Annotated in this window: 24 protein-coding genes; 10 read left to right on the top strand and 14 right to left on the bottom strand. The window is 65.0% G+C overall.

Going from position 1 to position 22,417, the window contains the following annotated elements; all coding sequences use genetic code 11:
- Window position 1: 1 nt before the first annotated feature.
- Genes AC1Z32_RS01030 through AC1Z32_RS01020 form a run of 3 tightly spaced genes read right to left on the bottom strand, consistent with a single transcriptional unit; the run spans window position 2 to window position 1,755 of the window.
- Window positions 2–301 carry a phosphopantetheine-binding protein gene (locus AC1Z32_RS01030; RefSeq protein WP_483476858.1) on the bottom strand — a complete coding sequence of 100 codons (300 nt, stop codon included), beginning with the start codon at window positions 299–301 and terminating at the stop codon, window positions 2–4.
- Window positions 282–1,073 carry a lysophospholipid acyltransferase family protein gene (locus AC1Z32_RS01025; protein WP_483476857.1) on the bottom strand — a complete coding sequence of 264 codons (792 nt, stop codon included), beginning with the start codon at window positions 1,071–1,073 and terminating at the stop codon, window positions 282–284. The genes AC1Z32_RS01030 and AC1Z32_RS01025 overlap by 20 nt, the downstream gene beginning before the upstream one ends.
- Window positions 1,060–1,755, bottom strand: coding sequence for a beta-ketoacyl synthase chain length factor (locus tag AC1Z32_RS01020; protein ID WP_483476856.1), 696 nt, complete (start codon window positions 1,753–1,755; stop codon window positions 1,060–1,062). The genes AC1Z32_RS01025 and AC1Z32_RS01020 overlap by 14 nt, the downstream gene beginning before the upstream one ends.
- Before the next feature lie 538 nt (window positions 1,756–2,293).
- Here AC1Z32_RS01020 and AC1Z32_RS01015 point away from each other — a divergent pair.
- Entirely contained in the window at window positions 2,294–2,920 is a 627-nt protein-coding gene (locus AC1Z32_RS01015; protein WP_483476855.1) for a dihydrofolate reductase family protein, read from the top strand.
- 91 nt (window positions 2,921–3,011) lie between these two features.
- Window positions 3,012–3,284: a hypothetical protein gene (locus AC1Z32_RS01010; RefSeq protein ID WP_483476854.1), complete on the top strand. Its 273-nt coding sequence runs from the start codon at window positions 3,012–3,014 to the stop codon at window positions 3,282–3,284.
- Window positions 3,285–3,292: 8 nt separating this feature from the next.
- Here the strand turns inward: AC1Z32_RS01010 and AC1Z32_RS01005 are convergent, their stop codons facing one another.
- A complete protein-coding gene (locus AC1Z32_RS01005; RefSeq protein WP_483476853.1) occupies window positions 3,293–3,484 on the bottom strand; it encodes a hypothetical protein in 192 nt (63 codons plus the stop codon).
- 433 nt (window positions 3,485–3,917) lie between these two features.
- Here AC1Z32_RS01005 and AC1Z32_RS01000 point away from each other — a divergent pair, with 433 nt between their 5' ends.
- Complete coding sequence (locus AC1Z32_RS01000; RefSeq protein ID WP_483476852.1) at window positions 3,918–4,097, top strand: hypothetical protein; 180 nt, start codon at window positions 3,918–3,920, stop codon at window positions 4,095–4,097.
- A gap of 28 nt (window positions 4,098–4,125) precedes the next feature.
- Here AC1Z32_RS01000 and AC1Z32_RS00995 read toward each other — a convergent pair whose 3' ends face one another.
- The 3 genes from AC1Z32_RS00995 to AC1Z32_RS00985 all read right to left on the bottom strand — a co-directional run bounded on the left by AC1Z32_RS00995 (window position 4,126) and on the right by AC1Z32_RS00985 (window position 4,989).
- Window positions 4,126–4,353: a DUF2934 domain-containing protein gene (locus tag AC1Z32_RS00995; RefSeq protein WP_483476851.1), complete on the bottom strand. Its 228-nt coding sequence runs from the start codon at window positions 4,351–4,353 to the stop codon at window positions 4,126–4,128.
- Between the two features lie 153 nt (window positions 4,354–4,506).
- Window positions 4,507–4,719, bottom strand: coding sequence for a hypothetical protein (locus tag AC1Z32_RS00990; RefSeq protein ID WP_483476850.1), 213 nt, complete (start codon window positions 4,717–4,719; stop codon window positions 4,507–4,509).
- 81 nt (window positions 4,720–4,800) lie between these two features.
- Window positions 4,801–4,989 carry a hypothetical protein gene (locus AC1Z32_RS00985; protein WP_483476849.1) on the bottom strand — a complete coding sequence of 63 codons (189 nt, stop codon included), beginning with the start codon at window positions 4,987–4,989 and terminating at the stop codon, window positions 4,801–4,803.
- 342 nt (window positions 4,990–5,331) lie between these two features.
- Between AC1Z32_RS00985 and AC1Z32_RS00980 the strand changes: the two genes are divergently transcribed.
- From AC1Z32_RS00980 to AC1Z32_RS00970, 3 genes are all read left to right on the top strand, one after another.
- Window positions 5,332–7,692, top strand: coding sequence for a hybrid sensor histidine kinase/response regulator (locus AC1Z32_RS00980; RefSeq protein WP_483476848.1), 2,361 nt, complete (start codon window positions 5,332–5,334; stop codon window positions 7,690–7,692).
- A gap of 9 nt (window positions 7,693–7,701) precedes the next feature.
- Window positions 7,702–8,475, top strand: a complete 774-nt coding sequence (locus tag AC1Z32_RS00975) for an HAD family hydrolase (RefSeq protein ID WP_483476847.1) — start codon at window positions 7,702–7,704, stop codon at window positions 8,473–8,475.
- Window positions 8,476–8,616: 141 nt separating this feature from the next.
- On the top strand, window positions 8,617–9,255 hold the full coding sequence (locus tag AC1Z32_RS00970; protein WP_483476846.1) for an NADPH-dependent FMN reductase: 639 nt from the start codon (window positions 8,617–8,619) through the stop codon (window positions 9,253–9,255).
- Between the two features lie 10 nt (window positions 9,256–9,265).
- Here AC1Z32_RS00970 and AC1Z32_RS00965 read toward each other — a convergent pair whose 3' ends face one another.
- The 7 genes from AC1Z32_RS00965 to AC1Z32_RS00935 form a co-directional block, all read right to left on the bottom strand.
- Window positions 9,266–10,105 carry a CmcJ/NvfI family oxidoreductase gene (locus tag AC1Z32_RS00965; RefSeq protein WP_483476845.1) on the bottom strand — a complete coding sequence of 280 codons (840 nt, stop codon included), beginning with the start codon at window positions 10,103–10,105 and terminating at the stop codon, window positions 9,266–9,268.
- Between the two features lie 143 nt (window positions 10,106–10,248).
- A complete protein-coding gene (locus AC1Z32_RS00960) occupies window positions 10,249–11,604 on the bottom strand; it encodes an LLM class flavin-dependent oxidoreductase (RefSeq protein ID WP_483476844.1) in 1,356 nt (451 codons plus the stop codon).
- 104 nt (window positions 11,605–11,708) lie between these two features.
- On the bottom strand, window positions 11,709–12,911 hold the full coding sequence (locus AC1Z32_RS00955) for an acyl-CoA dehydrogenase family protein (RefSeq protein ID WP_483476843.1): 1,203 nt from the start codon (window positions 12,909–12,911) through the stop codon (window positions 11,709–11,711).
- A gap of 35 nt (window positions 12,912–12,946) precedes the next feature.
- On the bottom strand, window positions 12,947–14,635 hold the full coding sequence (locus AC1Z32_RS00950; protein WP_483476842.1) for an ABC transporter ATP-binding protein: 1,689 nt from the start codon (window positions 14,633–14,635) through the stop codon (window positions 12,947–12,949).
- 13 nt (window positions 14,636–14,648) lie between these two features.
- Window positions 14,649–15,602, bottom strand: a complete 954-nt coding sequence (locus tag AC1Z32_RS00945; protein WP_483476841.1) for an ABC transporter permease — start codon at window positions 15,600–15,602, stop codon at window positions 14,649–14,651.
- Window positions 15,603–15,622: 20 nt separating this feature from the next.
- A complete protein-coding gene (locus AC1Z32_RS00940) occupies window positions 15,623–16,603 on the bottom strand; it encodes an ABC transporter permease (protein WP_483476840.1) in 981 nt (326 codons plus the stop codon).
- A gap of 9 nt (window positions 16,604–16,612) precedes the next feature.
- Window positions 16,613–18,211, bottom strand: coding sequence for an ABC transporter substrate-binding protein (locus AC1Z32_RS00935; RefSeq protein ID WP_483476839.1), 1,599 nt, complete (start codon window positions 18,209–18,211; stop codon window positions 16,613–16,615).
- 305 nt (window positions 18,212–18,516) lie between these two features.
- On the opposite strand from AC1Z32_RS00935, the gene AC1Z32_RS00930 reads away from it, so the two are divergent.
- From AC1Z32_RS00930 to AC1Z32_RS00915, 4 genes are read left to right on the top strand one after another with little or no spacing between them, the layout of a single operon-like run.
- Window positions 18,517–19,353, top strand: coding sequence for an ABC transporter permease subunit (locus AC1Z32_RS00930; protein WP_483476838.1), 837 nt, complete (start codon window positions 18,517–18,519; stop codon window positions 19,351–19,353).
- Entirely contained in the window at window positions 19,353–20,066 is a 714-nt protein-coding gene (locus AC1Z32_RS00925) for an ABC transporter ATP-binding protein (RefSeq protein WP_483476837.1), read from the top strand. The genes AC1Z32_RS00930 and AC1Z32_RS00925 overlap by 1 nt, the downstream gene beginning before the upstream one ends.
- Before the next feature lie 45 nt (window positions 20,067–20,111).
- Window positions 20,112–21,125: an NrtA/SsuA/CpmA family ABC transporter substrate-binding protein gene (locus tag AC1Z32_RS00920; protein WP_483476836.1), complete on the top strand. Its 1,014-nt coding sequence runs from the start codon at window positions 20,112–20,114 to the stop codon at window positions 21,123–21,125.
- 15 nt (window positions 21,126–21,140) lie between these two features.
- Entirely contained in the window at window positions 21,141–22,382 is a 1,242-nt protein-coding gene (locus AC1Z32_RS00915) for an acyl-CoA dehydrogenase family protein (protein WP_483476835.1), read from the top strand.
- Window positions 22,383–22,417 lie beyond the last annotated feature (35 nt).

Raw genomic sequence — 22,417 nt, 5'->3', positions numbered from 1 at the left:
GTCATTCCCCTTCTTTCGTGGTGTCGTCCGCAACATGCGCGAGCTCGCGCTGGCTCGCCACCAGCGCGACCAGCGTGTTGATCGAACGAAAATGCTCTCGCGTGCGCTCGTCGTTCGCCGCGATCGTCAGTTGATAGTGTTCGCGCAGCACGATGCCGATCTCGAGTGCGTCGATCGAATCGAGACCCACGCCGTCGGTGTCGAAGAGCGGCGCATCGTCGTCGATGTCGTCGGGCATCATGTCGTCGAGATCGAGGGCTTCGATCAGAAGCCGTTTGATTTCAAGCTTTAAAGAATCCATAGTCGATCAAATGCCTGGTAATGTGAGCCTGGATCGCGCTCGTCACCGTGCGCGCGGCAAGCGCGGGCGGCTCGTCGCGCGGTGCGAGTTCGTCGGCGCCGAGGGGCTCGAGCACATTCACGCGCATGTGAAATGCACGCTCGGGCACGTCGTGCCAGCGCATGTCCTTCGTGAACGCGGGCGGATCGCAATCCACCAGCACGGGCAGGATCGGCGCGCCGGACTGCAGCGCCATGTGCGCGAAACCGCGTGAGAACGCGTGCAGCCGGTTGGGCGTCGGACTGCGCGTGCCTTCGGGGAAAATGATCATCGTGTAGCCGCGCGCGAGTTGCCGCGCGCCGGCTTCGACGAGCTCGACGGGGTCTGAATTGCTCACGTACTCCGCCGCGCGGACCACGCCCCAGAAGAACGGATTGCTCCAGTGCGCGCTCTTCACGACACAGCACGCGCGCGGCGTCAGCGACAGCAGGACCATCACGTCGAGCCACGTCGGGTGATTGGCGACGACGATCACAGGCTGATCCGATGCGCGGTTCAACGCCTCTGCGCCGCGCGTATCGAGCTTCATCACGCCGGCCCATACGAGGACGGCGACCAGCGCGCGAAAGAACACGTGAATGATCGCGGCGATCGCGCGCTGCTTCGATTCGCGATGCGGCCAGATCGACGCGAGCGGAAACAGGATGAGCGAGAAGCCGAGCCCGCAGATGCCGAAGACGGCGAATGCGAGCGCGGTTGCGACGAAGCGCCAGTAGTAGTCAAGCGCCTTCATGCCAGCACCATTGCCAGTCGGACGCGTTGCCGCGCCATTGGGACGTCGTCCGTCGATCGAGACAGTGCTGCACGGCCTGGCTCTGCGACGCGAACGACGCGCGCGCTGCATCGGCGGAACGGGTGCCGGCGCTGCGCGCGCATTCGAGCCGGCCCGTCTGCGCGGACGCATCGATGAGGATCGCGAGCGCGCCGCCCTCCACTTCGTCCTCGACCGTTCCGTATGCGGCATCGGCGGGTTCGTCGGCATACACGAGCAGCACCGGCGTGGAGGCGTCCGTCGCGTATTGCGCGTGCGCTTCGAGCAGCGCATAGCCGAGCGTCTCGGCGCCCGCGGACAACGCGCTCGCCGCCGTGCGGTCGCCGCGCACGATGCCGAATATGCCGGTCATCGTATTGAGCACGGAAAGGCTGAAGGAAGTCGGGGAGACGGTGCGGCTCGCGTCGATGTCGCGCAGGATGTCGGTCGTGCGGCGCAGTTCTCCGTGACGCGACGCGAAGATCACGCGAACGGCGGGCACCTCCGCGGCGCAATCGTGTGCGACCTTCAGCGCGGCCCGCGACAGCGTGCTGAGCCTGCGCCGCGTCATCGGCTCGATGAAGCCGACGTCGGGTGCAACGGATGCGGCCGCCGGCCAGAAAGACCAGCGTGCAACCGGAATGGTCCAGTGCAGATCGGACATGTCGATGTTCGCGCGTGGAGACGGTTGGCACCTGAGGCAAGGACATCCGCCGGCGGCTGGGCCGCCCGGTGCTTCTTTATTAATTGCTTAAAAACGAGATAACGGCACGACACGGAAAATATTGAGCGTGGCGACACGCGAAGCGCGTTTGGCATCCGTCAATTTTTCCAGGTGCGGGATTCTACAGACGATTCGGAACGAATTCAGCACAAATGCGCCGCGCGTGCTTGTCCGTCTCATCGCCGCGACGGATGCGTCAGCGGGCTGTGTTTCGCACGCTCGGCGGCACTGCCGTGGAAATCGTTGCAAATGTGTGGAACGCGCAATCGTCGCCCATGCGTGGCGGCGCTTCGCCCGTGATTCGGCTGGCCGCGTTGCCAGGGAAAATCGCGTGCGTCGCTGAATATTTCAATCGTTTCGGAAAGATCTGATTACGTGACCGACCATTGAACCCACGGTGAGTCATTTGTCGATTCGCATCCGAATCGTTCGTCGTATCTGCGGACCGAGCGGGTCCGTCGACCAGGAGAAGAACCCCATGCGCAAGCTCATCGTTTCCGTCTTCGTCAGCCTGGATGGCGTCATTCAATCCCCCGGCGGGCCCGCGGAAGATCCCGGCGGCGAGTTCCGGCTTGGCGGATGGATCGTCCCCTATGGCGACGAAGCCATCGGGCAACACCTGCACGACTTGCTCTCACAGCCGTTCGAGCTGCTGCTCGGGCGCCGCACCTACGACATATTCGCGCCGTACTGGCCGCGCGTGCCGGCCGGCTCGGGCAGCCGCGCCATCGCCGATCGTTTCAACAGCGTGCCCAAGCATGTGGCCACGCATCGGCCCGATGAGCTCGACTGGCAGAACAGTCATGCGCTGAAGGGTGAGCCCGTCGACGCGATACGCGCGCTGCTCCGGCAGGACGGCGCCGATCTGCTGACATTCGGGAGCGGCGACCTCGTGCGCCAGCTGCTCGCAGCCGGCCTGATCGACGAGCTTCGGCTTCTGATCTACCCCGTCATGCTTGGGCGCGGCAAGCGCCTGTTCGGCGACGACGCGCTGGCGTCCGCCTTCACGCTGGCGCACGCGGCCAGCACGCCGGGCGGCGTGCTGATCACGCGCTACATCCGCGACGGCGAGGTGCGCACGGGATCGTTCGATCAAGTCGCATAGTCCTGCGCCTCCCACAGTTCGAAGGCGAGCCATACGAACATCGCCTCGTGCCCTGGAACACCCCCTTCGGGCGCGACGTTCGCTGCACGGAATGGGGAAGCGCGAACCGGCCGGGGGCCGCATGGAACAGACTATCGAGGCAACATTCAAGGGTTACCAGCTGACAGGGCTCGCCGTCCCCGATGGCTCGATGTTCGCCGCCATGCTCATCGTGCGGCTGCCGAACGGCGACCAGCTGGCGAGCGGCATCCTCAAGCGATTCTCGAACGCATGCGACGCGAAACAGTTCGCCGTCGAGTACGGGTTCAACCAGATCGAACAATTCGAGACGATTCGCAGCGCGCGCCGGGAGCCGGTTCGCTAGCCGCCCGGCTACTGGCTTGCGCCGGCCGCATTCGACGCCGGTCCGCCTCCGGCCTCGGCGGGGCTCGATGCGCCGCCGCCCGGACTGCCGTGACCGCCAAGACTGGATGTGGCGTTGTCGCCGCTCTTCGAACAGGCGGACAACGCGGTCACGGCGACGAGCAGCGCCGCCGCCAGCGCGCGATTGCGAAACAGGTTCATCGCAGTTCTCCGTTATGACGAAGGCGCCCACGCGCCGCGATAAACATCGCGATGGCTCGCACGTGCTTCGACACAGTCCAGTGAGCAAGCGATATTCCGATGCGGCGTGATGGCGTCGTCGTCGGTTGACGGCGGCTTTCGGATGCCGCTGCCGCGCCGATATGTCCCGCTTCGGCATAGGGAATGCGAATCAGAGGAAAAGACCACCGCAGACCTGAAGGAAGAACATGGCGACCATCGATGACACCGGGGCGAAGCCGCGCAAGCGCGTGACGTGGTTCGATTGCCTCAGAGCATCGCCCGAGTCATTGCGTTTGTCCGGAAGCGTCGCGCGAATCGTCCATCAAACATGAGCATGTCTCGATCACGATCCGCGAGCGGCTGACGCCGCGCACGGCCGTTGTTTCGTTGTCCGACTCACAACTGGGCTGCCTTGCCGAGCAAGTCCGGGGGGCTCGGCAGAGCGCACGCCGAAGATGTCTGCGCGATCAGCGGCGAGCGCATCCGGCGAGGCGACCTCGTCTTCCGGCCGCGAAAGACGAAGCCGCCCGCGATCAACCAACGTTCCGTGATCGCCGCGCACCACATTCCCGATGCGCCGGTTTCCGATTGATCCGTAGGAATGAACGGGGCTCAGGCGGTTATTTTCCCGTCGCGCCGCTCTTCTCCTCGGCTTCACGCTCGGACTCGCTGCGCGCAGTGTCGGCATCGGCATCGGCGTCCGCCGTCTGGCCGCCCGCATCCTCCGCTTCGATCGACGTTATCGCACGCTGCCAGAATTCCTCGGCGCGTCCCTCGGGGCTGCCGTCGCGCTCCCACATCTCGTAGGCACGACGACGAATGCGGTCCTGCTCTTTCTGATCGTCCATGACTCCCTCCGTGTTATGCGACGACGTCGCCGTCGATTCGACTGGCGCTTGCACGCTCATCCGCACAGCAACCATCATGCCGCGGTGTCCCTGACAGGTTCGAGCTGGAAGGAATGTCGATACGCTCGCGCGGGCTGCCCGTGGCGCGCGAAGTCACCTGTGCCGGCGGTGCAACTCACGTCCCGCGCACACCATCAGGAACACGCCGGCAAGCAGCGCGGCCACGGCAGCCAACCGGTCCCATCGATCTTCGGCGAAAGACGGATCTCCGGACCACCATAGCGCGGCACCGGCGGCCGTCAGCAGTATGCCGAGCGCCAGCCCCCATACCGGCCCCGCCGTGGACGATCTCAGTCTGTGAGCCATTTTCATCGCCGTGGTCCCGCGAACTTGCACTGGCATTGCAGCAGCACGGTTTTCGATGCGCAGCGGCATCGTCGGTGACGGCTAGTCCGCCGGCGGTGCGCGTTTGTGATCGATCTCGGCCATCCCATAAACGAGTGCGTAGCGCTCCGCGCCCGCGAACTTTCCCCTCGCCGGATCGCCCGCGAGCATGGCGGAGTACATGTCGTCGTCCAGAGTGGCCATTGCCGTGAGCCGATAACCCTTGGAGGTGACATCGCGTGTCCGATTCATCTCTCCCGGTGCGCTTTGCATTTGTTGCCACGCCGTAGTCATTTTCCGCGTTCGATATGGATGGGCTGCGGCCGTCGCAGCCGATGTCGTGGACCGTTTCGCGACAAGAAGCCCCCGCCGCGCCACAAATGGCGCACTATGCTCGCATGCGCGCGGCTCGTCATCGACAACACGCAGTTTCGTTTCGCATGACAAAAGCGCTGCAGGCGGGCTTGCGCGCGCGGTCGCGCAACGGCTGGAAATAGCGGGCTCCCGAAACGCCACCAGGCACAGTGTATGCTTGCGCAGTCTTTACTCTGCGCCACGCTCGAGAAGTGCAAAGCACAAGAAACGGATTCAGACATGCGAGGCGACGAACACCGCGACGACTTTTCCATACCCGACGACTGGTGCCGCCGGTGGGTCACCTCCGTTCGCGACTATGCGGTGATCGGGCTGTCTCCCGACGGCATCATCGAGACCTGGAACCCGGGTGCGGTGGAGATCCACGGATTTCAGGCCGAAGAGGTCATCGGCCGTTCCTTCGACCTTTTTCACGCGCCGGAAGATCGTGAAAAGGGCAGCGCCGCCGCGCTGCTCGCCGCGGCGCGGCGCGCCGGCCGCGTCGAATCGGAAGGCTGGCGGGTGCGCAAGAACGGCACGCGCTTCTGGGCCAACATCGTGATCACCGCCCTCACCGACGGCGAAGGCCGCCTGCTCGGCTTCGGCAAGATTGTCCGCGACATGACCGACAAGCGCCTCGCGCACGAGGCTGTCGTCGAAAGCGAGCAGCGCTTCCGCATGCTCGTGAACGGCGTGACGGATTACGCGATCTTCATGTTGTCGCCGCAAGGCATCGTCACGAACTGGAACGCGGGTGCCCGGCGCATCAAGGGCTATCGGTCCGAGGAAATCATCGGCTCGCATTTCTCGCGTTTCTATACGCCGGACGATGCGGCGGCCGGCCTGCCTCAACGCGGCCTCGCGATCGCCGCCAGGGAAGGCCGGTTCGAAGCGGAAGGCTGGCGCGTGCGCAAGGACGGCAAGCGATTCTGGGCGCACGTCGTGATCGACGCCATTCGCGACGACGCCGGCACGCTCGTCGGCTTCGCCAAGATCACGCGCGACATCACCGAGCGCATGGAAGCCAGCCGCGTGCTGGAAGAAACCCGCAAGGCCCTCTTTCAGTCGCAGAAGATGGAAGCCGTCGGCAAACTGACGGGCGGCGTCGCTCACGATTTCAACAACGTGCTTCAGGTTCTGCGCGGCAATCTCGAACTGCTCGACACCCGGCACCACAGGGATGCGTGGACGCGCGATCGCATCACGAAAGCGATCGAAGCCGTGGAACGGGGCTCGAAGCTCGCGTCGCAACTGCTTGCCTTCGGCCGCCAGCAGCCCTTGCAGCCCGTGATCATCAACCTGGCCGCGGCCCTGCGCGGCATGGATGATCTGCTGCGGCGCGCGCTCGGCGAAACCATCCGGGTCGAGACGGTGGTCGCGGGCGGGCTGTGGAACACGTCCGTCGATATCCATCAGCTCGAGAACGTCATCCTCAATCTCGCCATCAACGCGCGGGATGCAATGCCGCAAGGCGGCAAGCTGACGATGGAGTTGTCGAACGCCATGCTCGACGACGAGTACGTCGCGTCCGAACTCGAAGTCACCGCGGGGCAATACGTGCTTCTCGCCGTGACCGATACCGGCACGGGCATGGCGCAGGACGTGCTGGAGCGCGCGTTCGACCCGTTCTTCTCGACGAAGACGGAAGGTCACGGCACGGGCCTCGGGCTGAGCATGGCCTACGGCTTCGTGAAGCAGACCGGCGGCCATATCAAGATCTATAGCGAGGTCGGCCACGGCACGTCCGTGAAGATCTATCTGCCCCGCTCCACCGGTCAGGCGGTCGAGCCGCCGCCGCGTGCGCGCGTCGCTCCGGTCAAAGGCGGAAGCGAAACGATCCTCGTCGTCGAGGACGATCCCAAGGTGCAGTCGACCGCTGTCGATACGCTGACGGCGCTGGGCTATCGCGTGCTCAAGGCCGACGATGCGCAGCAGGCGCTGACGGTGCTGCGCAGCGGCATCGAAGTGGATTTGCTGTTCTCCGATGTCGTCATGCCCGGCCCGGTCAGCAGCACCGACATGGCGGCGCAGGCCGCGCGTCTCTTGCCGCGCATGAAAGTGCTGTTCACGTCGGGCTATACGCAGAACGCGATCGTCCACGGCGGCAGGCTCGATCCGGGCGTCGAATTGCTGAGCAAGCCCTATGGCCGGGATCAGCTCGCCCACAAGATACGTCAGATGCTCGACGGCGCGAAGAAATCCGCGGCCGGCAACGGCTCCGCACAGCTGAAAGCGCAAGCGACCGGCGGGCGAGCGCTGCGCGTGCTGCTCGTCGATGACGACGCCAATCTTTGCGAGGCCATCAGCGCGCAGTTGAGTGTGCTCGGCCACGCCCCGACATCGATGACATCGCCGCACGACGCGCTCGACCGGCTGGAAAATGAGTCGTTCGATGTGCTGATGACCGATCTCAGCATGCCCGCGATGGATGGCATCGAACTCGCGCGGCAAGCGGCGCGCCATCGGCCTTCGATATGCGTCGTGTTCTCCTCGGGTTACGAGATGCCGGCGTTGCCCTCGATGGCGTTCCGTTGGGCCGCGCTGCGCAAGCCGTTCACGTTCGAAGAGCTCGGCGCGGTGCTCAGAGGCTTTCTGGATTGAGAGCGTCCGGTGGCGCGAGATAACGGCGCCCATGAGTCGGCACGGGCACAAGGACTGCTGACACGACGGAGCGGCTGCGCCAACGCGAATAATCGAGCCGCTAGTCCAACGGGAGCCGCCATGCTACGCGCCGCAATCTTCGATATCGATGGCACTCTGGTCGATTCCGTCGACCTGCACGCGCTGGCGTGGCACGAAGCGTTCGCGCACTTCGGCCACGAAGTGAGTTTCGAGCAGGCGCGCAGTCAGATCGGCAAGGGCGGAGACAAGCTGCTGCCGGTTTTTCTTTCGGAGGATCAGATTCGCGACCACGGCGAGCAACTCGAGACGTGGCGCGGAGAGCACTTCAAGGCGAACTATCTGCAACTGGTGCGCCCATTCTCGGCAGTGCCGGATTTGCTGCAAAAACTGCGGACGCAGGGCACCAAGCTCGCCGTTGCATCGTCGGCGAAAAAAGATGAGCTGAAGGTGTACCTCGATATCGCCGCCATCGCCGATCTGCTCGACGTCACGGTGTCATCGGAAGACGTGGAAAGCTCCAAGCCGGACCCCGACGTCTTCGAAGCGGCGCTGCAAAAACTCGAGGTGGAGCCAGAAGCGGCGATCGTCATCGGTGATTCGCCCTATGACGCTCAGGCGGCGAAACGAACGGGCTTGCGCAGCATCGGCCTTCTTTCGGGTGCGTTCCCCGAGGAGTCGTTGAAAGACGCAGGATGCATAGCCGTTTATCCCGGACCCGCTGCGCTTCTCGCGAAGTTCGACACCTCGCCGCTCAAACGCTGATTCCCCCGCTCCTTCCTGGCTCGTAAGCGCTCGCTGAATCGCGTATATCGTTAGCGAAAATCATGCGTTCCGGTACGCGCGCCCGCTGGCTATGATGTTCCATCCGACGGCTCAAGCCGTTCACTTTGCCGGAGCATCGACTTGTCCCGAACTGAATCATCGCGCCGTCCGCTCGTGGTCGGAATTGGCGGAACGACGCGGCCCGCATCATCGACAGAACGCGCATTGGCCCTCGCGCTGAAAGGCGCTCAGGATTCCGGCGCGCGCGTAGCTTTGTTCGGCGGCGCGTTCCTCCACAGCCTTCCGCATTACGCGCCCGAGACGCGCGAACTGACCGATGAACAGCACGAGCTCATCGAAGCGGTGCGCGCGGCGGATGCGCTCATCATCGCAACGCCCGGTTATCACGGCGGCATCTCGGGGCTCGTGAAAAACGCGCTCGATACGCTCGAAGAACTGCGGCTCGATGACCGCCCGTATCTCGATGGCCGCGCGGTCGGCAGCATCGTCACGGCTTATGGCTGGCAGGCGGCGGGCACGGTGCTGACGTCGCTGCGCTCGATCGTGCATGCGCTGCGCGGCTGGCCGACGCCATTCGGCGCCGCGGTCAACACGCTGGAGACGCGCTTCGATAGCGCCGATACCTGTTCGGACCCGAAGGTCGTCGAGCAGCTTCGCACGGTCGGGCAGCAGGCGTCGAGCTTCGCGCTTGCGTTCGGCGCGCATGGGCCGGACGCGTGGCATGCGGTGGAAAAGCGCGTGGCGGTTGCGCAGGGTTAAGCGACGCGCTCTAGAAAAACAGCAGCGCGCGCAACTCGATACTCCGGCGCGGCCGCGCATCGATTGGCGATGAAGGATCGTCGAATGCGGTGTGCGCCGTGAATCGCGCGATGCCGTCGCCGGCCGAATCGTAGATCTTGATCAGCAATGCTTCGTCGGGCGACATGCGCGGGAAGTAGTACCAGCGATGCTCCGCGTTATGGACGAACGCATAGGTCTCGCCGGTCATCGTCGGATACACGAAGTCCTGCGCGACGGCATCGCGCGGATCGATGCTGCGCGAATCGCACAGCGCGAGCGGCGACGATTCGATCACATCGCCGATGGGCCGCCACAGGTTCACGATCGCGAAGCGGCCTTGCAGCAGCCGCGCGGCTTCATTGTCCGGAAGATGATCGCGCACGCGCCGCGGGCCGGATACGAAAGTCTGATCGTTGTGGATCAGATGCACCGGCTCTTTCACGCCGCTCGCGCGTGCCGCGCCGCCATCGCGCAACGTGTGATCGAAAATAACCACGCGCCTCGCGCCCGTCCACTGCATGAGCAGCCGCTCGGATTGCGCGTAATACGCCGAGCGGACCGCGGCTTCGTCGGAGAAATCGGCCAGCGCACTTCTTTCCCGATGCAGCTCGAATCCGTTCCTGTCGAGCGACAGCCCGCCCGGCGGCGGGCGCAGGCGCGCATTCGAAATCGTCACCGCCTGCGCGCGATAGGCGCCCGTGCGGCGCGGCACGCCGGGCGGCGGATCGTACGCATAGGCCACAGGCTTCACGCCGGTCGGCACCAGATAGTTCAGCTCGGCCCGCACTTCGGCCTCTTGTTCAAGCTGCTGCTCGACGACATCGCTCATGATTCGCTCCGTGCCGGGAAGCGCGGCATCGCGCGCCTCTCCGATGAATCGATGCTTCGAATCTAAGCCGGTGAAATCGCTTCCACAACCAAGCTTTTGTGCAATGCATAGCAGGCTGCGCGAGCGTCACCGCGAACGCCCGCTCATGCCTCGGCTTCCACCTGCGCCGTGCGCCGGTCCGCCGGCACCGCGAGACCGAGATGCCCGCGCAGCGTCGTTCCGTCGTATTGGCGGCGAAAGATGCCGCGCCGCTGGAGAATCGGCACGACGCCTTCCGTGAACGCTTCGAGTCCGTCCGGCAGCGCGTCGGGCATCAGGTTGAAGCCGTCGGCGGCGCCGTGCTCGAACCAGTACGCGATGTCGTCGGCGATTTGCTCCGGTGTCCCGACGATCACCCGATGCCCGCCGCCGCCCGCCAGCGCCCGCACGAGCTCGCGCACCGTGTAGCCGTGCGTGCGCGCCTGCGCGAGCGTCGCGTTGAAGAACGTGTGATTGCCGTTGCCGTTGTTGGGCGGCGGCAGATCGCCGGGCAGGCGCCTGTCGAGCGAAAGCGTATCGACGGGCACGCCGAGAATGCCGGCAAGCCGGTTGAGGCTGTAGGTCCACGGAATCAGATCGACGAGTTCATCGCGGCGGCGGATCGCTTCGGCTTCGGTCGCGCCGATGATCGTCGTGAGGCCCGCGAGCACTTTCACCGCGTGCGGTCCGCGCCCGTGACGCGCCGCGCGTGCGTTCAGGTCATCGCGATAAGCGCGCGATTCTTCGAACGACTGCGACGCCGAAAACACCGCTTCCGCGTGACGCGCGGCAAGCTCGCGCCCATCGCCCGACGCGCCCGCCTGCACGAGCACCGGATGCCCTTGTCGCGAGCGCGGCACGTTGAGCGCGCCCTGCACAGCGAAGAAACGCCCGCGATGCGCGGCGGGATGCACGCGCTCCAGGTCGACGAAGCGGCCCGCATCCTTGTCGCCGATGAACGCGCCCTCTTCCCAGCTATTCCACAGCGTCTTGACGAGCGACGCGAACTCGTCGGCGCGCGCGTAACGTTGCGCGTGATCGGGCACGGCGTCGAGACCGAAGTTGCGCGCCGACGGCAGATCCGCGGTCGTCACGATGTTCCAGCCGGCGCGCCCGCCGCTGATGAGATCGAGCGTCGCGAAACGCCGTGCGATGTTATACGGCTCGTTATAGCTCGTCGATGCCGTCGCGATCAGCCCGATATGCGTCGTTGCGGCAGCCACGCTCGCGAGCAGCAGCGTGGGTTCGAGCGCGGTGATCGGACGGAAGTCGAGCTGATCGGCGATCGCAGCGTTATCGGCGAGAAAAATCGCATCGAAGCACGCGCGCTCCGCCGTCTGCGCGAGCCGCACGTAATGGTTCGCATCGAGGAACGCGCGCGGGTCCGCATCGGCGAGACGCCATGCGGACGGCACGAAGCCGGAATGGAGCGCGTTGATGTTCAGATGCAACTGGCGCGGGACGTGGCCGCTCGATGTCATGACAGAGTTCTCCGCAACATTTGAACTCTCGATTCTCCGATGCGCGCGTCATGCTGCGCCACGAAGGAATTCGAACATCCATATCACGCGCCGTGCTTTGAACGTCAGAACACCCGCCCTTCCGTGAGATGCGTCGTCACGCCGTTCAGCGTGTAATCGCCGATCACGCGCGCCTTGTGCAGCAGCGGATTGTGGCTGAAGATCGTGCGCAGATTGCGCCAGTGACGATCGAAGTTATGCGCGCGCGATGTCGCCGATGCGCCGCCCGCCTCGAACAGGCGCTCCGCCGCGCTCAACGCGAGCTTGCTGACGACGATCTGCGTGCGCGCCGTCGCGAGCGCGCCGTCGAGCACGAGAGAATCGGCGTTCGCATCGCCGTTGCGGATCGCCTGCGACGAGCGTTCGAGCACGCGCGCGTTGTCGCGCACGAGCGCATCGATCGCGTGACTGTTCGCCGTCAACTCGCCGAGCACTTGCTGAATGAACGCATCCTCGCGCGCGGACGGCGCCGTGCTGTGCAGCACAGGGCGCCCGTGCTTCAGCACATAGCGCTGCGCATCCGATACGACATTGCGCACGATGCCCGCCGCCACCGCCACGAGATGCAACTGACGCAGCGCGCCGCCGTGACGGCCCGCGAGCGTCGTCTGCACGCGCGGCGTGACTTCGTCCGCGTGCACGACTAGCTCGTCGAATTCGAGACTGCCGCTCGCCGTCATGCGCTGGCCCATGCCGTCCCAGTCGTCGAGCACGCGCAAGCCTTCGCGCCGAACCGGCACGACCGCGATGGCCGCTTCGCCGTTTTCGTCCTGCACGTTCAGGCGCGCATAGTCGGAGAACGCGGTGCCCGTCGCGTAGAACTTGCGGCCCGTGAGACGGAAATGATCGCCTTCGCGCCGAAGTTGCGTCGTGATTTCGCCGGGGCGCGACGTGCCCGCTTCCGTCGATGCGCCGCCGAAAATCGCGCCTTCGGCCACGCGCCGGATCTGCAATTCGTTGAACGGCGTGCGCGGCGAAAGCAGCAGCGCTTCGGTCTGGTCGAAGTGAATGCGCAGCGCATGCGCGACATTGCTTTCGTGCGCGGCGAGCGTCGCGATCACGTTGAAGACGTCTTCGAGCGAGCCGCCGAGTCCGCCCCATTCGAGCGGAAAGCGCAGCTTGCCCAGACCCGACTGACGAAAGAGCGCGAACGCATCGAACGGCAGTTCGCGGCGTGTCTCGCGCGCGGCCGCGTCTTCGCCGATAGCCTTTGCCAGTTCGGGCAACGAGGCGAGCGCGGCTTCGAGTTTCTGATTCTTGTTCGACATGTGATGTGAAATTCCTGTTCTCGTTGATGCGGGTTCTACGCGGCTTGCGCGTCGAATCGTTTGCCGGGGATCGCGTCGAGCAGCGCGCGCGTGTACGCATGCCGCGGCGCGCGCCATATCTCACGATGATCGCCACTCTCGACAATGCGTCCGCCATGCATCACATGCACGCGATCGGCGATATAGCGCACGACGGAAAGATCGTGCGATATGAAGAGGTACGCGAGCCCGAGATCGCGTTTGAGCTCGACGAGCAGATTCAGTATTTGCGCCTGTATCGACACATCGAGCGCGGAGACGGGTTCATCGCAGATCAGCAGCGCGGGTTCGAGCACGAGCGCGCGCGCAATGCCGATGCGCTGCCGCTGCCCGCCCGAAAACTCGTGCGGAAAACGCCCGAGCGTGGCGCCGGGCAACCCGACGCGATCGAGCATCGCGGCGGCGCGCATGCGTCTTTGCCGCGCATCGCCGATGCCGTTCACGGCCATCACCGTCTCCAGAATTTCGCCGACGGTGCGGCGCGGATTCAGCGATGCATACGGGTCTTGAAACACCATCTGCACCTGGCGGCGCAGCGGCCGCAACGCGCGCTCGGCAAGCGGCACGAGATCCGTGCCGCGCAGGCGAATCGCGCCGCCCGATGCCGGCACGAGCCGCAAGATCGCTTTCGACAGCGTTGACTTTCCGCAGCCCGATTCGCCGACGAGCCCGACGGTCTCGCCACGCGCGATATCGAACGACACGCCATCGACGGCGCGCAATGTGCTCTTGCCATGCCGGTGCGCATAGTCGACCGTCAGGTCTCGCAATGACAGCAGCGGCGTATCGTCGTCGTACTGCGTTTCTGCAACGCGCACCGGCGCAAGCGGCGTGACGTTGAACGCGGGCTTGCCGTCATCGCTTCGTGCATGACGAATCTCGGGCAGCTTCCAGTCGCGGTAATGCAGCTCCGTCGCCACATTCAGCGACGCGCCCAGCAGCCCGCGCGTGTATGCATGCCCCGGCTGCGTGAAAAGCCGCGCGACCGGCGCTTCCTCGACCTTCTCGCCCGCGAGCATCACCGCGACGCGGTCCGCATGCTCCGCAACGACGCCGAGATCATGCGTGATGAGCAGAAGCGACATCGACAATTCGCGCCGCAATTCCGCGAGAAGATCGAGAATGCGCGCCTGAATGGTGACGTCGAGCGCGGTGGTCGGCTCGTCGGCGATCAGAAGGCGCGGACGGCACGCCACCGCCATTGCGGTCATCACGCGCTGCCGCTGCCCGCCCGAAAGCTCGTGCGGATAGTCGGCCACGCGCCGATTCGGCTCGGGAATATGCACGAGATCGAGCAGTTCGATTGCGCGCTTCGCCGCCGCTTCCTTCGAGAGCGATTCATGCCGGCGCAAGGTCTCGACGATCTGCGCGCCGACGGACAGCACCGGATTCAGCGAGGTCATCGGTTCCTGGAAGATCATGGAGATCTGACTGCCGCGCACATCGCGCATTTCGCGCGGCGTCAGCGTGAGCACGTCGCGTCCGTCGAAACGCACGGTGCCCGTCACGCGGCCCGGCTCGGGCACGAGACGCATCAGCGAGAGCGCCGTCGCGGACTTGCCGCAGCCGGATTCGCCGACGAGCGCGAGCGTCTCGCCTTCCGCGATATCGAGGTCGATGCCGCGCACCGCGCGATGCGCGCCGAAACTCACGCGCAGATCGCGCACTTCAAGAAGATTCGCCACTGGCAGGTCTCGATCAGGAACGTTCGCGCATGCGCGGATTGAGGGCGTCGTTGAGGCCGTCGCCGAGGAGGTTGAGCGCGAGCACCGCGAGCACGATCGCCGCGCCCGGAATCGCCGTGAGATACCACGCGGTGCGCAAGGAATCGCGCCCCGCGCCGATCATGCCGCCCCACGTGACCACGTTCGGATCGCCCATGCCGAGAAACGACAGCGACGATTCGATCAGGATCGCGCTCGCGACCATCACCGACGCCGTGACGATCACCGGCGGCAGCGCGTTCGGCAGAATCTCGCCGAAAATGATGCGCGTGTTGGAAAAGCCCTGGCTGCGCGCGGCCAGCACGAAATCGGCCTGACGCAGCGTGCGGAACTCGGCGCGCACGATACGCGCGACTGTCGGCCACGATGCAATGCCGATGGCGAGCGCGATCACCGTCACGCCCGGCCGCCCGATCGCGACGATCACGATCACGAGCAGAAACGACGGCACGGTCTGAAACAGCTCGGTAACGCGCACGAGCAGATCGTCGACGATACCGCCGAAGAAGCCGCCGACCGCACCGACGAGCGTCCCGATGCAAAGCCCGATCGCCGCCGCCGATGCCCCGATCAGCAAGGACACGCGCGTGCCGTGCGCGATGCCCGCGGCGACATCGCGGCCGAGCGAATCTGTGCCGAGCCGGTAGAGCGGATCGCTGCCGGGCCATTCGAAGGGCGTCGCGGCCATATCGAGCGGATCGCCGGGAAAGAGATGCGGCGCACCGAGCGCGAGCGCGATGAACGCCGCGAGCAGGACAATGCCCGCGAGCGCGGACGGATTGCGTAACAGCGCACGCCAGATGCCACGCGAGGCGCGTGGCGAAGGCGCGCCTTCAGCGCGTCGCGCGCCGAACAGCGCGCCTGTCAGTTGACGGCGCCACGAAGAAACTTCGGCGGATGAAGCAAGTTCGGTCGAATCGGAAGCCATGCGTTTATCGGGTTGAATAATCAGGCGATGCGCGGATCGAGCCACGCCTGCAGCAGATCGACCGCCACGTTGGCGACGATCACGAGCAGCGACGAAAGCAGCAGCACGCCGAGCAGCACGCTGAAATCGCGCGCCATCACGGCATCGAGCGCGAGACGCCCGAGACCCGGCCAGCTGAACACCGTTTCGGTGACGGCCGCGCCGCCCAGCAGCGTGCCGAAGTGAATGCCGACCATCGTCGTGAGCGGCATCAGCGCGTTGCGCAACACGTGACGCACGGTGACGCGCAACGGATGAAGCCCTTTCGCATGCGCGGTGCGCACGAAGTCCTGTCGCTTCACTTCGAGCATCGCGGCGCGCGTGAGACGCGCATAGATGGCCACGAAGAAAGTCGCGAGCGTCACGGCAGGCAGCAGCACGTGCTTCGCGACATCGGCGAGATACGCGAAGCCTTGCAACTGCGCGCCGACGGTCACATCGCCGCCGCTCGGCAGCCAGCCGAGATGCACCGAGAACAGCACGATGGCGAGCAGCCCTATCCAGAAGCCCGGCGTCGAATACAGCAGCAGCGCGAGCACCGACAGCACGCGGTCCGGCCATTTGCCCGCCCAATGCGCCATCACGGCGCCGAGCAGGATGCCCGCGACGATCGCGAGCGCGAGCGCCGTGCCCATCAGCAGCAAGGTGTTCGGCAGCCGCGAAAGGATCAGCTGCATCACGGGCGCGTCATAGCGCGGCGAATAACCGAGACTGCCGTGCGCGAGATGCGACAGATACGACCCGAGCTGATGCAGGAGCGGCTGATCGAGACCGAACTTCGCCCGCAACGCCTGCAGCGTTTCGGCGGTCGCGGACCCCGCTTCGCCGGCGAGCACGTCGGCGGCGTCGCCGGGCATCAGCTTGAGCAGGAAGAAGTTGAGGATCACGATGGCGAGCATCGTCGGCAAGGCCTGCCATGCGGTGCGTCGCGCGATCGCGGCGAAGCGCGTGCGTCGGTTCATTGCGATTCCTCAGGCGCTCAGCCAGACATCAGCGAGATTGCCTTCTAGTCCTTGCGCCGATACCGTGTGATTGCGCACGCGCCGGTTCGCGAGCGTGACCATGCGCGGCGCGACGAGCGTGAGGATCGGCAAGTCGCGATACACGATCTGCTGAAACTGCTGGTACAGCGCGACGCGCTTCTTCTCGTCGGTTTCGATCGATGCGGTTTCGAGCAGCGTATCGACTTCCACATTGCTGTAATGCGGCGCGTTGGAGAAAGGCACGCCGGGACGAATGTTCTTCGACCAGTAAAGCCGCTGCACGCCCACGCTCGGATCGAAGAGCGTATTCACGCCGATGCTCGTGAAGTCGAACTGCCGGTCCGCATACACACGCTTCAGAAACGATGGCAAGTCCTGCGAGCGCACGGTCACGTCGATGCCCACGCGCGCGAGCGCCGACTTCACATAATCGGCCTGGCGGCGATACATGTCGCCGTAGGGCAGGAAGTCATGCGTCAACGAGAAGCGCGGGCCGCCGTTCTTGCGCGGATAACCCGCGGCATCGAGCAGCTTTTCCGCGTTGGCGATATCGAATGCATACGGCGCGAGCTTCGCGTCGTGATACGGCGATGCGGGCGTGATCGGCGTCGGGGAAATGTCGGCGTAACCGTACGCGATGGTCTTCTGCACGATCTGCGGATTGATCGCATGCGCGATAGCCTGACGCACGCGCAAGTCCTTCAGGATCGGATGCGCGAGATTGAAGTCGATCTCCGAGAGCGGCTCCAGAAAGCGATAGCCGCGCGTTTCCACGGCGAGTTGCGGCAATTGCGAGAGGCGCGGCAAGTCGGAAAGCGGCACCGGATTCTCGCCGCCGAGATCGAGCGCGCCTGTTTCGAACGCGGCGGAGCGCGCGGCGGCATCGGGAATCACCTTGAACACGAGCGCATCGATATACGGCTTGCCCGCGTCCCAGTAATCCGGATTGCGCTCGTAGACGATGCTCGCGCCGCGCGCCCACGACTTGAAGCGGAACGGCCCTGTGCCGATGGGCGCGTTGTTATGCGGGTTCGTGAGCGGATCGCCGTTGGCGTAGAGATGCTTCGGCACGATCGGCGATTCCCCCGCCGACAGCGCCTTCAGCAGATACGGCGCGGGCTTCGACAGTTCGATGATCGCGGTGCGCGCATCGGGCGTCGAGACACGCGTCACGTTGGCGAACGTGCTGCGCCCGCGCGGATGAATCGATTTCAACAGGTCGATGGAAAATGCGACATCCGCCGGCGTGAACGGCTCGCCGTCGTGCCACTTCACGTTCTGGCGCAGCGTGAACGTGTACTTGAGCCCGTCCGGGCTCACGTTCCATGCGGTCGCGAGTTGCGGCTTCGGCTTCAGATCGAAGTCATAGGCGAGCAGGCCTTCGAGCACCTTCGAGCTCGCGACGAGCGCCGGTCCCGTCGTCTGGAAGATCGAGACGAGCACGGGCGGCTCGGGATTGATCAGCATGTTGAGCGTGCCGCCGCGCCTGGGCGTGGCGTCTTGCGCGAATGCGAGCGAGGACAGGCCGGCGGACGCGAGCACCGCGCCCGATGAAACCAGAAATTCACGTCGATTCAAGCCTGCCATGTAGTGCCGTTCCTCTGTGTTCGTTTTTCGATGACGGCATATGAGGCGCCGCAGCGCTCACGATAAAACGGCATCGCGCGCACTGGAACGAATGCTTATGCATATGGAAAGCACGGCGTTTCGAAAAGCATGTGACGTCGCGTGCAATGGCATTCGAGAAAAAGCTAAGCATAAAAAACCGTTTGTCATTGCGGCACCGGACGCCCTCTAATTGCAAGCTCCGCCTCGCAAGCCCCACGCGCTACGGCGCTTATCTTTCCCTCGTCGATGAAGCACGCTCTATTCATGCCCTACACGGAACCGACATGGCCGATCTGACTTCCACCCCAACTCGCTATGTCGTCTCGAGAGAAACCGGAGCCGGTCTGTCGAAGGCCGCGCTCTATCGATGGTTATCGTGGATCGTCCCGGCTCTGGTCGTCCTGCTTTGGGAGGCCGCCGCGCGCATCGGGTTGATCGCGCCTCAGGTGCTCCCGGCGCCGAGCCGCGTCATCGAAACGGCCTTCGACATGGCCCGCACCGGCGATCTCTTCGTGCACCTCGGCGTGTCGCTGCTGCGCGCCGCCGCGGGCTTCGTCATCGGCGGAACGCTCGGGCTCGTGCTCGGCATTCTGGTCGGCTTCTCGCCGCTCGCGCAGGCCTTGCTCGACCGCCCGATCCAGATGGTGCGCGCCGTGCCCTTTCTCGCGATGCTGCCGCTCGTGATCGTCTGGTTCGGCGTGGGCGAGATCGCGAAGGTCTTTCTGGTTTCGCTCGCCGTCCTGTTCCCGATCTATATCAACACGATGCTCGGCATTCGCCAGATCGATCCGAAGCTGATGGAGCTGGCCAAGGTCGTCGGGCTCAGCTGGTCCGCGATCGTGCGGCGAATCATTCTTCCCGGCGCGATGCCTTCGATTCTCACCGGCGTGCGCTACGCCCTCGCCCATGCGTGGCTCGCACTCGTGATCGCCGAAACGCTCGCCACGACCAAGGGCATCGGCTTCCTCGCGATGGATGCGCGCGAATTCCTGAACACGAATGTCATCCTTCTGACCATGATCGTCTACGCGATCATCGGCGTGGCGGCGGATGTGCTGGTGCGCGCGCTCGAAACGCGTTTCCTTTCCTGGCACGCGAACTACGCAAAGGGAGCGCAATGATGAGCACGGCCCTGTCCTTCGATTCGAACGCCGCGCTCGCGGTATCGGTGCGCGGCCTCAGGCGGCGTTACGGCAGCCGCGTCGTCATCGATGCGCTGGATCTCGATATCCGCAAAGGCGAATTCGTCGCGCTGCTGGGCGAAAGCGGATGCGGTAAGACCACGCTGTTGCGCGCGCTCGCCGGACTCGATCTGCCCGACGCCGGCACGATCCGCGCGCCCGAGCGTCCGTCCGTCGTGTTTCAGGAGCATCGCCTGCTGCCCTGGGCCGCGCTGTGGGAAAACGTCGCGCTCGGCCACGAAACGACGGTCGGTCGCGAAGGCGCGTCGCGCGCGCTCGCCGAAGTCGGACTCGCCGGACGCGAGGGCGACTGGCCGCGCAATCTCTCCGGCGGTCAGGCACAACGCGTGGCGCTGGCGCGCGCCCTCGTGCGCGATCCGGCGCTGCTGCTGCTCGATGAACCGTTCGCGGCGCTGGACGCGCTCACCCGCATCAAGATGCACGGGCTCGTCAAGGAGCTCGTCGCGCTGCATCAGCCGGGTGTGCTGATCGTCACGCATGACGTCGATGAAGCGCTCGCGCTCGCCGACAGGATTCTCGTCATGCGCGCCGGACGCATCGCCGCCTCCTTCCAACCGAAAAACCACACGCCGCAAACACTGCGGCCCATTCTGCTCGACGAGCTTCGCGTCCGGTCTCTCGAAACTCACTGAGGCCGCGCGCATCAACGCTCGCAAAACGACAAGGACCCACCACGCATGACCGATTCATCATTGAGCCGCCGCCAATTGTTGCGCGCGGCGGGTGGCCTTCTGGCCGGCGCCGCGGCCGGCAGCCTGTTTCCCGCTTCGACTCGCGCGGCCGAACCGCCACGCAAGCTGACGCGCAACACGGATATCGTCCGCATCGGCTGGGGTTACGGCAGCCTGCCGGATATCGCGAAGCAGCGCGGCGTGTTCGAGAAAACGCTCGCCGCGAAAGGCATCAAGGTCGAATGGATCGGCCCGTTTCCGAATCATGCGCCCTCGCTTCAGGCCGTGGTCGGCGGCAGCGCCGACTTCGGCTTCTGGGGATCGACGACGCCCGCGCTGGCCGCGATGCTCGCGGGCTCGCCCATCGTCTTCAATGCGTTCGATGTCTATTCGCCCCGCTCCACATCGATCATCGTGAAGAAGTCGAGCGGCATCAATTCGATCGCGGATCTGGCGGGCCGCAAGGTCGCCGTCAATCGTTCGGGGCTGGGCGAGTTTCTGCTCATCGCGGCGCTGGAGAAGCACCGCGTCGATCGTGACAAGGTTCAGTTCGTCTATCTGAATCCTCCCGACGCCGCGCCCGCGTTCGCGCAAGGCAAGGTCGACGCGTGGTCGATGTGGTCGCCGGGCGTGGACATCGCGCGCTTTTCAAACGATGCCAAGGACGTTTTCAACGAAGGCCGCGACCTCGATTTTCTGATCGACTACAGCTCGCTCGTGACGCGCCGCAAGTTCACCGAAGAGAACTCGGAACTGATTCGCGCCGTGATCGACGCGTACTACGTGGAAGGCGCGTGGCAATCGTCGCATTCCGCCGAAGCCGAACAGCTCGTGCAGCGCGAGGGCAAGTATCCGGATCAGGTGCGCGATTATCTGGCGGGCCTCAAACGGGTGAATCAGTTCCACGAAGCCGACGATGCCGCGTTCCTCGCGCAGTTCCAGCGCGCGGCCGACTGGCTCGCGGAGCGCAAGATCATCAATTCGCGCATCAAGGTCGCGGATTACAGCATCAAGGTTTGATGACGAGGCAAACGCATGACTGACAAGAGCACGATCAAACCGGGCGGGCCGCGACTGGTCTCGCCGCTGTCCGCGTCGCTGGGCTTCGCGGACATCATTGCCGATATCGCCGCGAGCGCGGCCGCGCGGGAACGGGAACATCGCCTGCCGCACGAAGAGATCGCGGGCCTCAAGGCGCTCGGCTTCGGCGCGCTGCGTCTTCCGGCGGATGCGGGCGGGCACGGGGTATCGCTGAACGAGCTGTTCGTCGTGGCACGCGATATCGCGGCGGCTGATTCGAATATCGCGCACGCGTTTCGCAATCACTTATGGCAGGTCGAAGCGGCGTTAAGACGCCGCGAGCATCCTTTCCATACGCACGTCCTCGAACTGACCGGAAAGAAAAAGACAGTCGGCCTGAGCTTCACCGAAACCGGCGCACTCCCGGCCGGCGCGCGGCCCGATAAAGTCCTGACGCGGCTCGAATGGGATGAGATCCGCCAAGCGTACATCGGCTCCGGCGACAAGGTCTACGCGACGGGCAATCTGTACAACGATGCGTTCGTTGGCGTCGCAGTGGAAAGCCGCGCGGGACGCACGGTGCAATATGTGCTGGAACGAGGCGAAGGCGTGAGCAGCGACGACGACTGGGAAGGCTTCGGCCAGCGCCTCACGGGGTCGGGCACGGCGAAGTTTCGCGGCGTCGAGGTGCTGCCCGCGCAGGTCTATCCGGCTGATCCTCCGCGCACCGACGAAGCGGCGCCGTGGGGCTTCACCTTTCATCAGGTCTATTTGACCAACTGCATCGCGGGCATCGCGCGGCGCGTGGCATTGGACGCCGTCGAGGTGCTTCGCGCGCGAGCACGGAACTTCTACCACGGCGAAGCCGCTCACCCCACCGATGAACCCGTGTTGCAGGCGTTGCTCGGACGCATCCGCGCTTACTCGTCGAGTATCGAGGCGACTGCCGACCGCGCGGTTGCGGCGTTGCAGCGCGTATGGGACACCTATGGCACGAGCGATGAATACGATGCGACACTAGCCGCCACGTTCGCGGCGGCGGAGGCCAAGGTCGTCATCGACGATCTCGCGCCGCAGATCGCGAACTGGCTGATCGATCTCGGCTCCGGCTCGGTCGTCTCGCGCGTGGGTGCGCTGGACCGGCACTGGCGCAACATCAAGGTGATCGCGTCGCATAATCCGCGGCTCTACAAGGAGCGCCTGCTCGGACGGAACGCGCTGAGCGGCGCGCTTCCGCCCACGGGCGCGTTCTTCTGATCGAGGGTCTTTCACTCGTTCGCGCGCCGCAGGGC

The organism is Caballeronia sp. 11_S32 (genome assembly GCF_056930355.1).
This window is presented reverse-complemented; position numbering and strand designations above follow the sequence as displayed.

What these genes read in the sequence shown, in the direction of transcription:
- AC1Z32_RS00925 (WP_483476837.1), top strand. Translation starts at nt 19,353, where the DNA reads ATGAGCACGGCCCTGTCCTTCGATTCGAACGCCGCGCTCGCGGTATCG.
- AC1Z32_RS01030 (WP_483476858.1), bottom strand. Translation starts at nt 301, where the DNA reads ATGGATTCTTTAAAGCTTGAAATCAAACGGCTTCTGATCGAAGCCCTC.
- AC1Z32_RS01010 (WP_483476854.1), top strand. Translation starts at nt 3,012, where the DNA reads ATGGGGAAGCGCGAACCGGCCGGGGGCCGCATGGAACAGACTATCGAG.
- AC1Z32_RS00940 (WP_483476840.1), bottom strand. Translation starts at nt 16,603, where the DNA reads ATGAACCGACGCACGCGCTTCGCCGCGATCGCGCGACGCACCGCATGG.
- AC1Z32_RS00930 (WP_483476838.1), top strand. Translation starts at nt 18,517, where the DNA reads ATGGCCGATCTGACTTCCACCCCAACTCGCTATGTCGTCTCGAGAGAA.
- AC1Z32_RS00920 (WP_483476836.1), top strand. Translation starts at nt 20,112, where the DNA reads ATGACCGATTCATCATTGAGCCGCCGCCAATTGTTGCGCGCGGCGGGT.
- AC1Z32_RS00980 (WP_483476848.1), top strand. Translation starts at nt 5,332, where the DNA reads ATGCGAGGCGACGAACACCGCGACGACTTTTCCATACCCGACGACTGG.
- AC1Z32_RS01025 (WP_483476857.1), bottom strand. Translation starts at nt 1,073, where the DNA reads ATGAAGGCGCTTGACTACTACTGGCGCTTCGTCGCAACCGCGCTCGCA.
- AC1Z32_RS00955 (WP_483476843.1), bottom strand. Translation starts at nt 12,911, where the DNA reads ATGTCGAACAAGAATCAGAAACTCGAAGCCGCGCTCGCCTCGTTGCCC.
- AC1Z32_RS00960 (WP_483476844.1), bottom strand. Translation starts at nt 11,604, where the DNA reads ATGACATCGAGCGGCCACGTCCCGCGCCAGTTGCATCTGAACATCAAC.
- AC1Z32_RS01005 (WP_483476853.1), bottom strand. Translation starts at nt 3,484, where the DNA reads ATGAACCTGTTTCGCAATCGCGCGCTGGCGGCGGCGCTGCTCGTCGCC.
- AC1Z32_RS00985 (WP_483476849.1), bottom strand. Translation starts at nt 4,989, where the DNA reads ATGAATCGGACACGCGATGTCACCTCCAAGGGTTATCGGCTCACGGCA.
- AC1Z32_RS00935 (WP_483476839.1), bottom strand. Translation starts at nt 18,211, where the DNA reads ATGGCAGGCTTGAATCGACGTGAATTTCTGGTTTCATCGGGCGCGGTG.
- AC1Z32_RS00965 (WP_483476845.1), bottom strand. Translation starts at nt 10,105, where the DNA reads ATGAGCGATGTCGTCGAGCAGCAGCTTGAACAAGAGGCCGAAGTGCGG.
- AC1Z32_RS01020 (WP_483476856.1), bottom strand. Translation starts at nt 1,755, where the DNA reads ATGTCCGATCTGCACTGGACCATTCCGGTTGCACGCTGGTCTTTCTGG.
- AC1Z32_RS00915 (WP_483476835.1), top strand. Translation starts at nt 21,141, where the DNA reads ATGACTGACAAGAGCACGATCAAACCGGGCGGGCCGCGACTGGTCTCG.
- AC1Z32_RS01015 (WP_483476855.1), top strand. Translation starts at nt 2,294, where the DNA reads ATGCGCAAGCTCATCGTTTCCGTCTTCGTCAGCCTGGATGGCGTCATT.
- AC1Z32_RS00945 (WP_483476841.1), bottom strand. Translation starts at nt 15,602, where the DNA reads ATGGCTTCCGATTCGACCGAACTTGCTTCATCCGCCGAAGTTTCTTCG.
- AC1Z32_RS00990 (WP_483476850.1), bottom strand. Translation starts at nt 4,719, where the DNA reads ATGGCTCACAGACTGAGATCGTCCACGGCGGGGCCGGTATGGGGGCTG.
- AC1Z32_RS00995 (WP_483476851.1), bottom strand. Translation starts at nt 4,353, where the DNA reads ATGGACGATCAGAAAGAGCAGGACCGCATTCGTCGTCGTGCCTACGAG.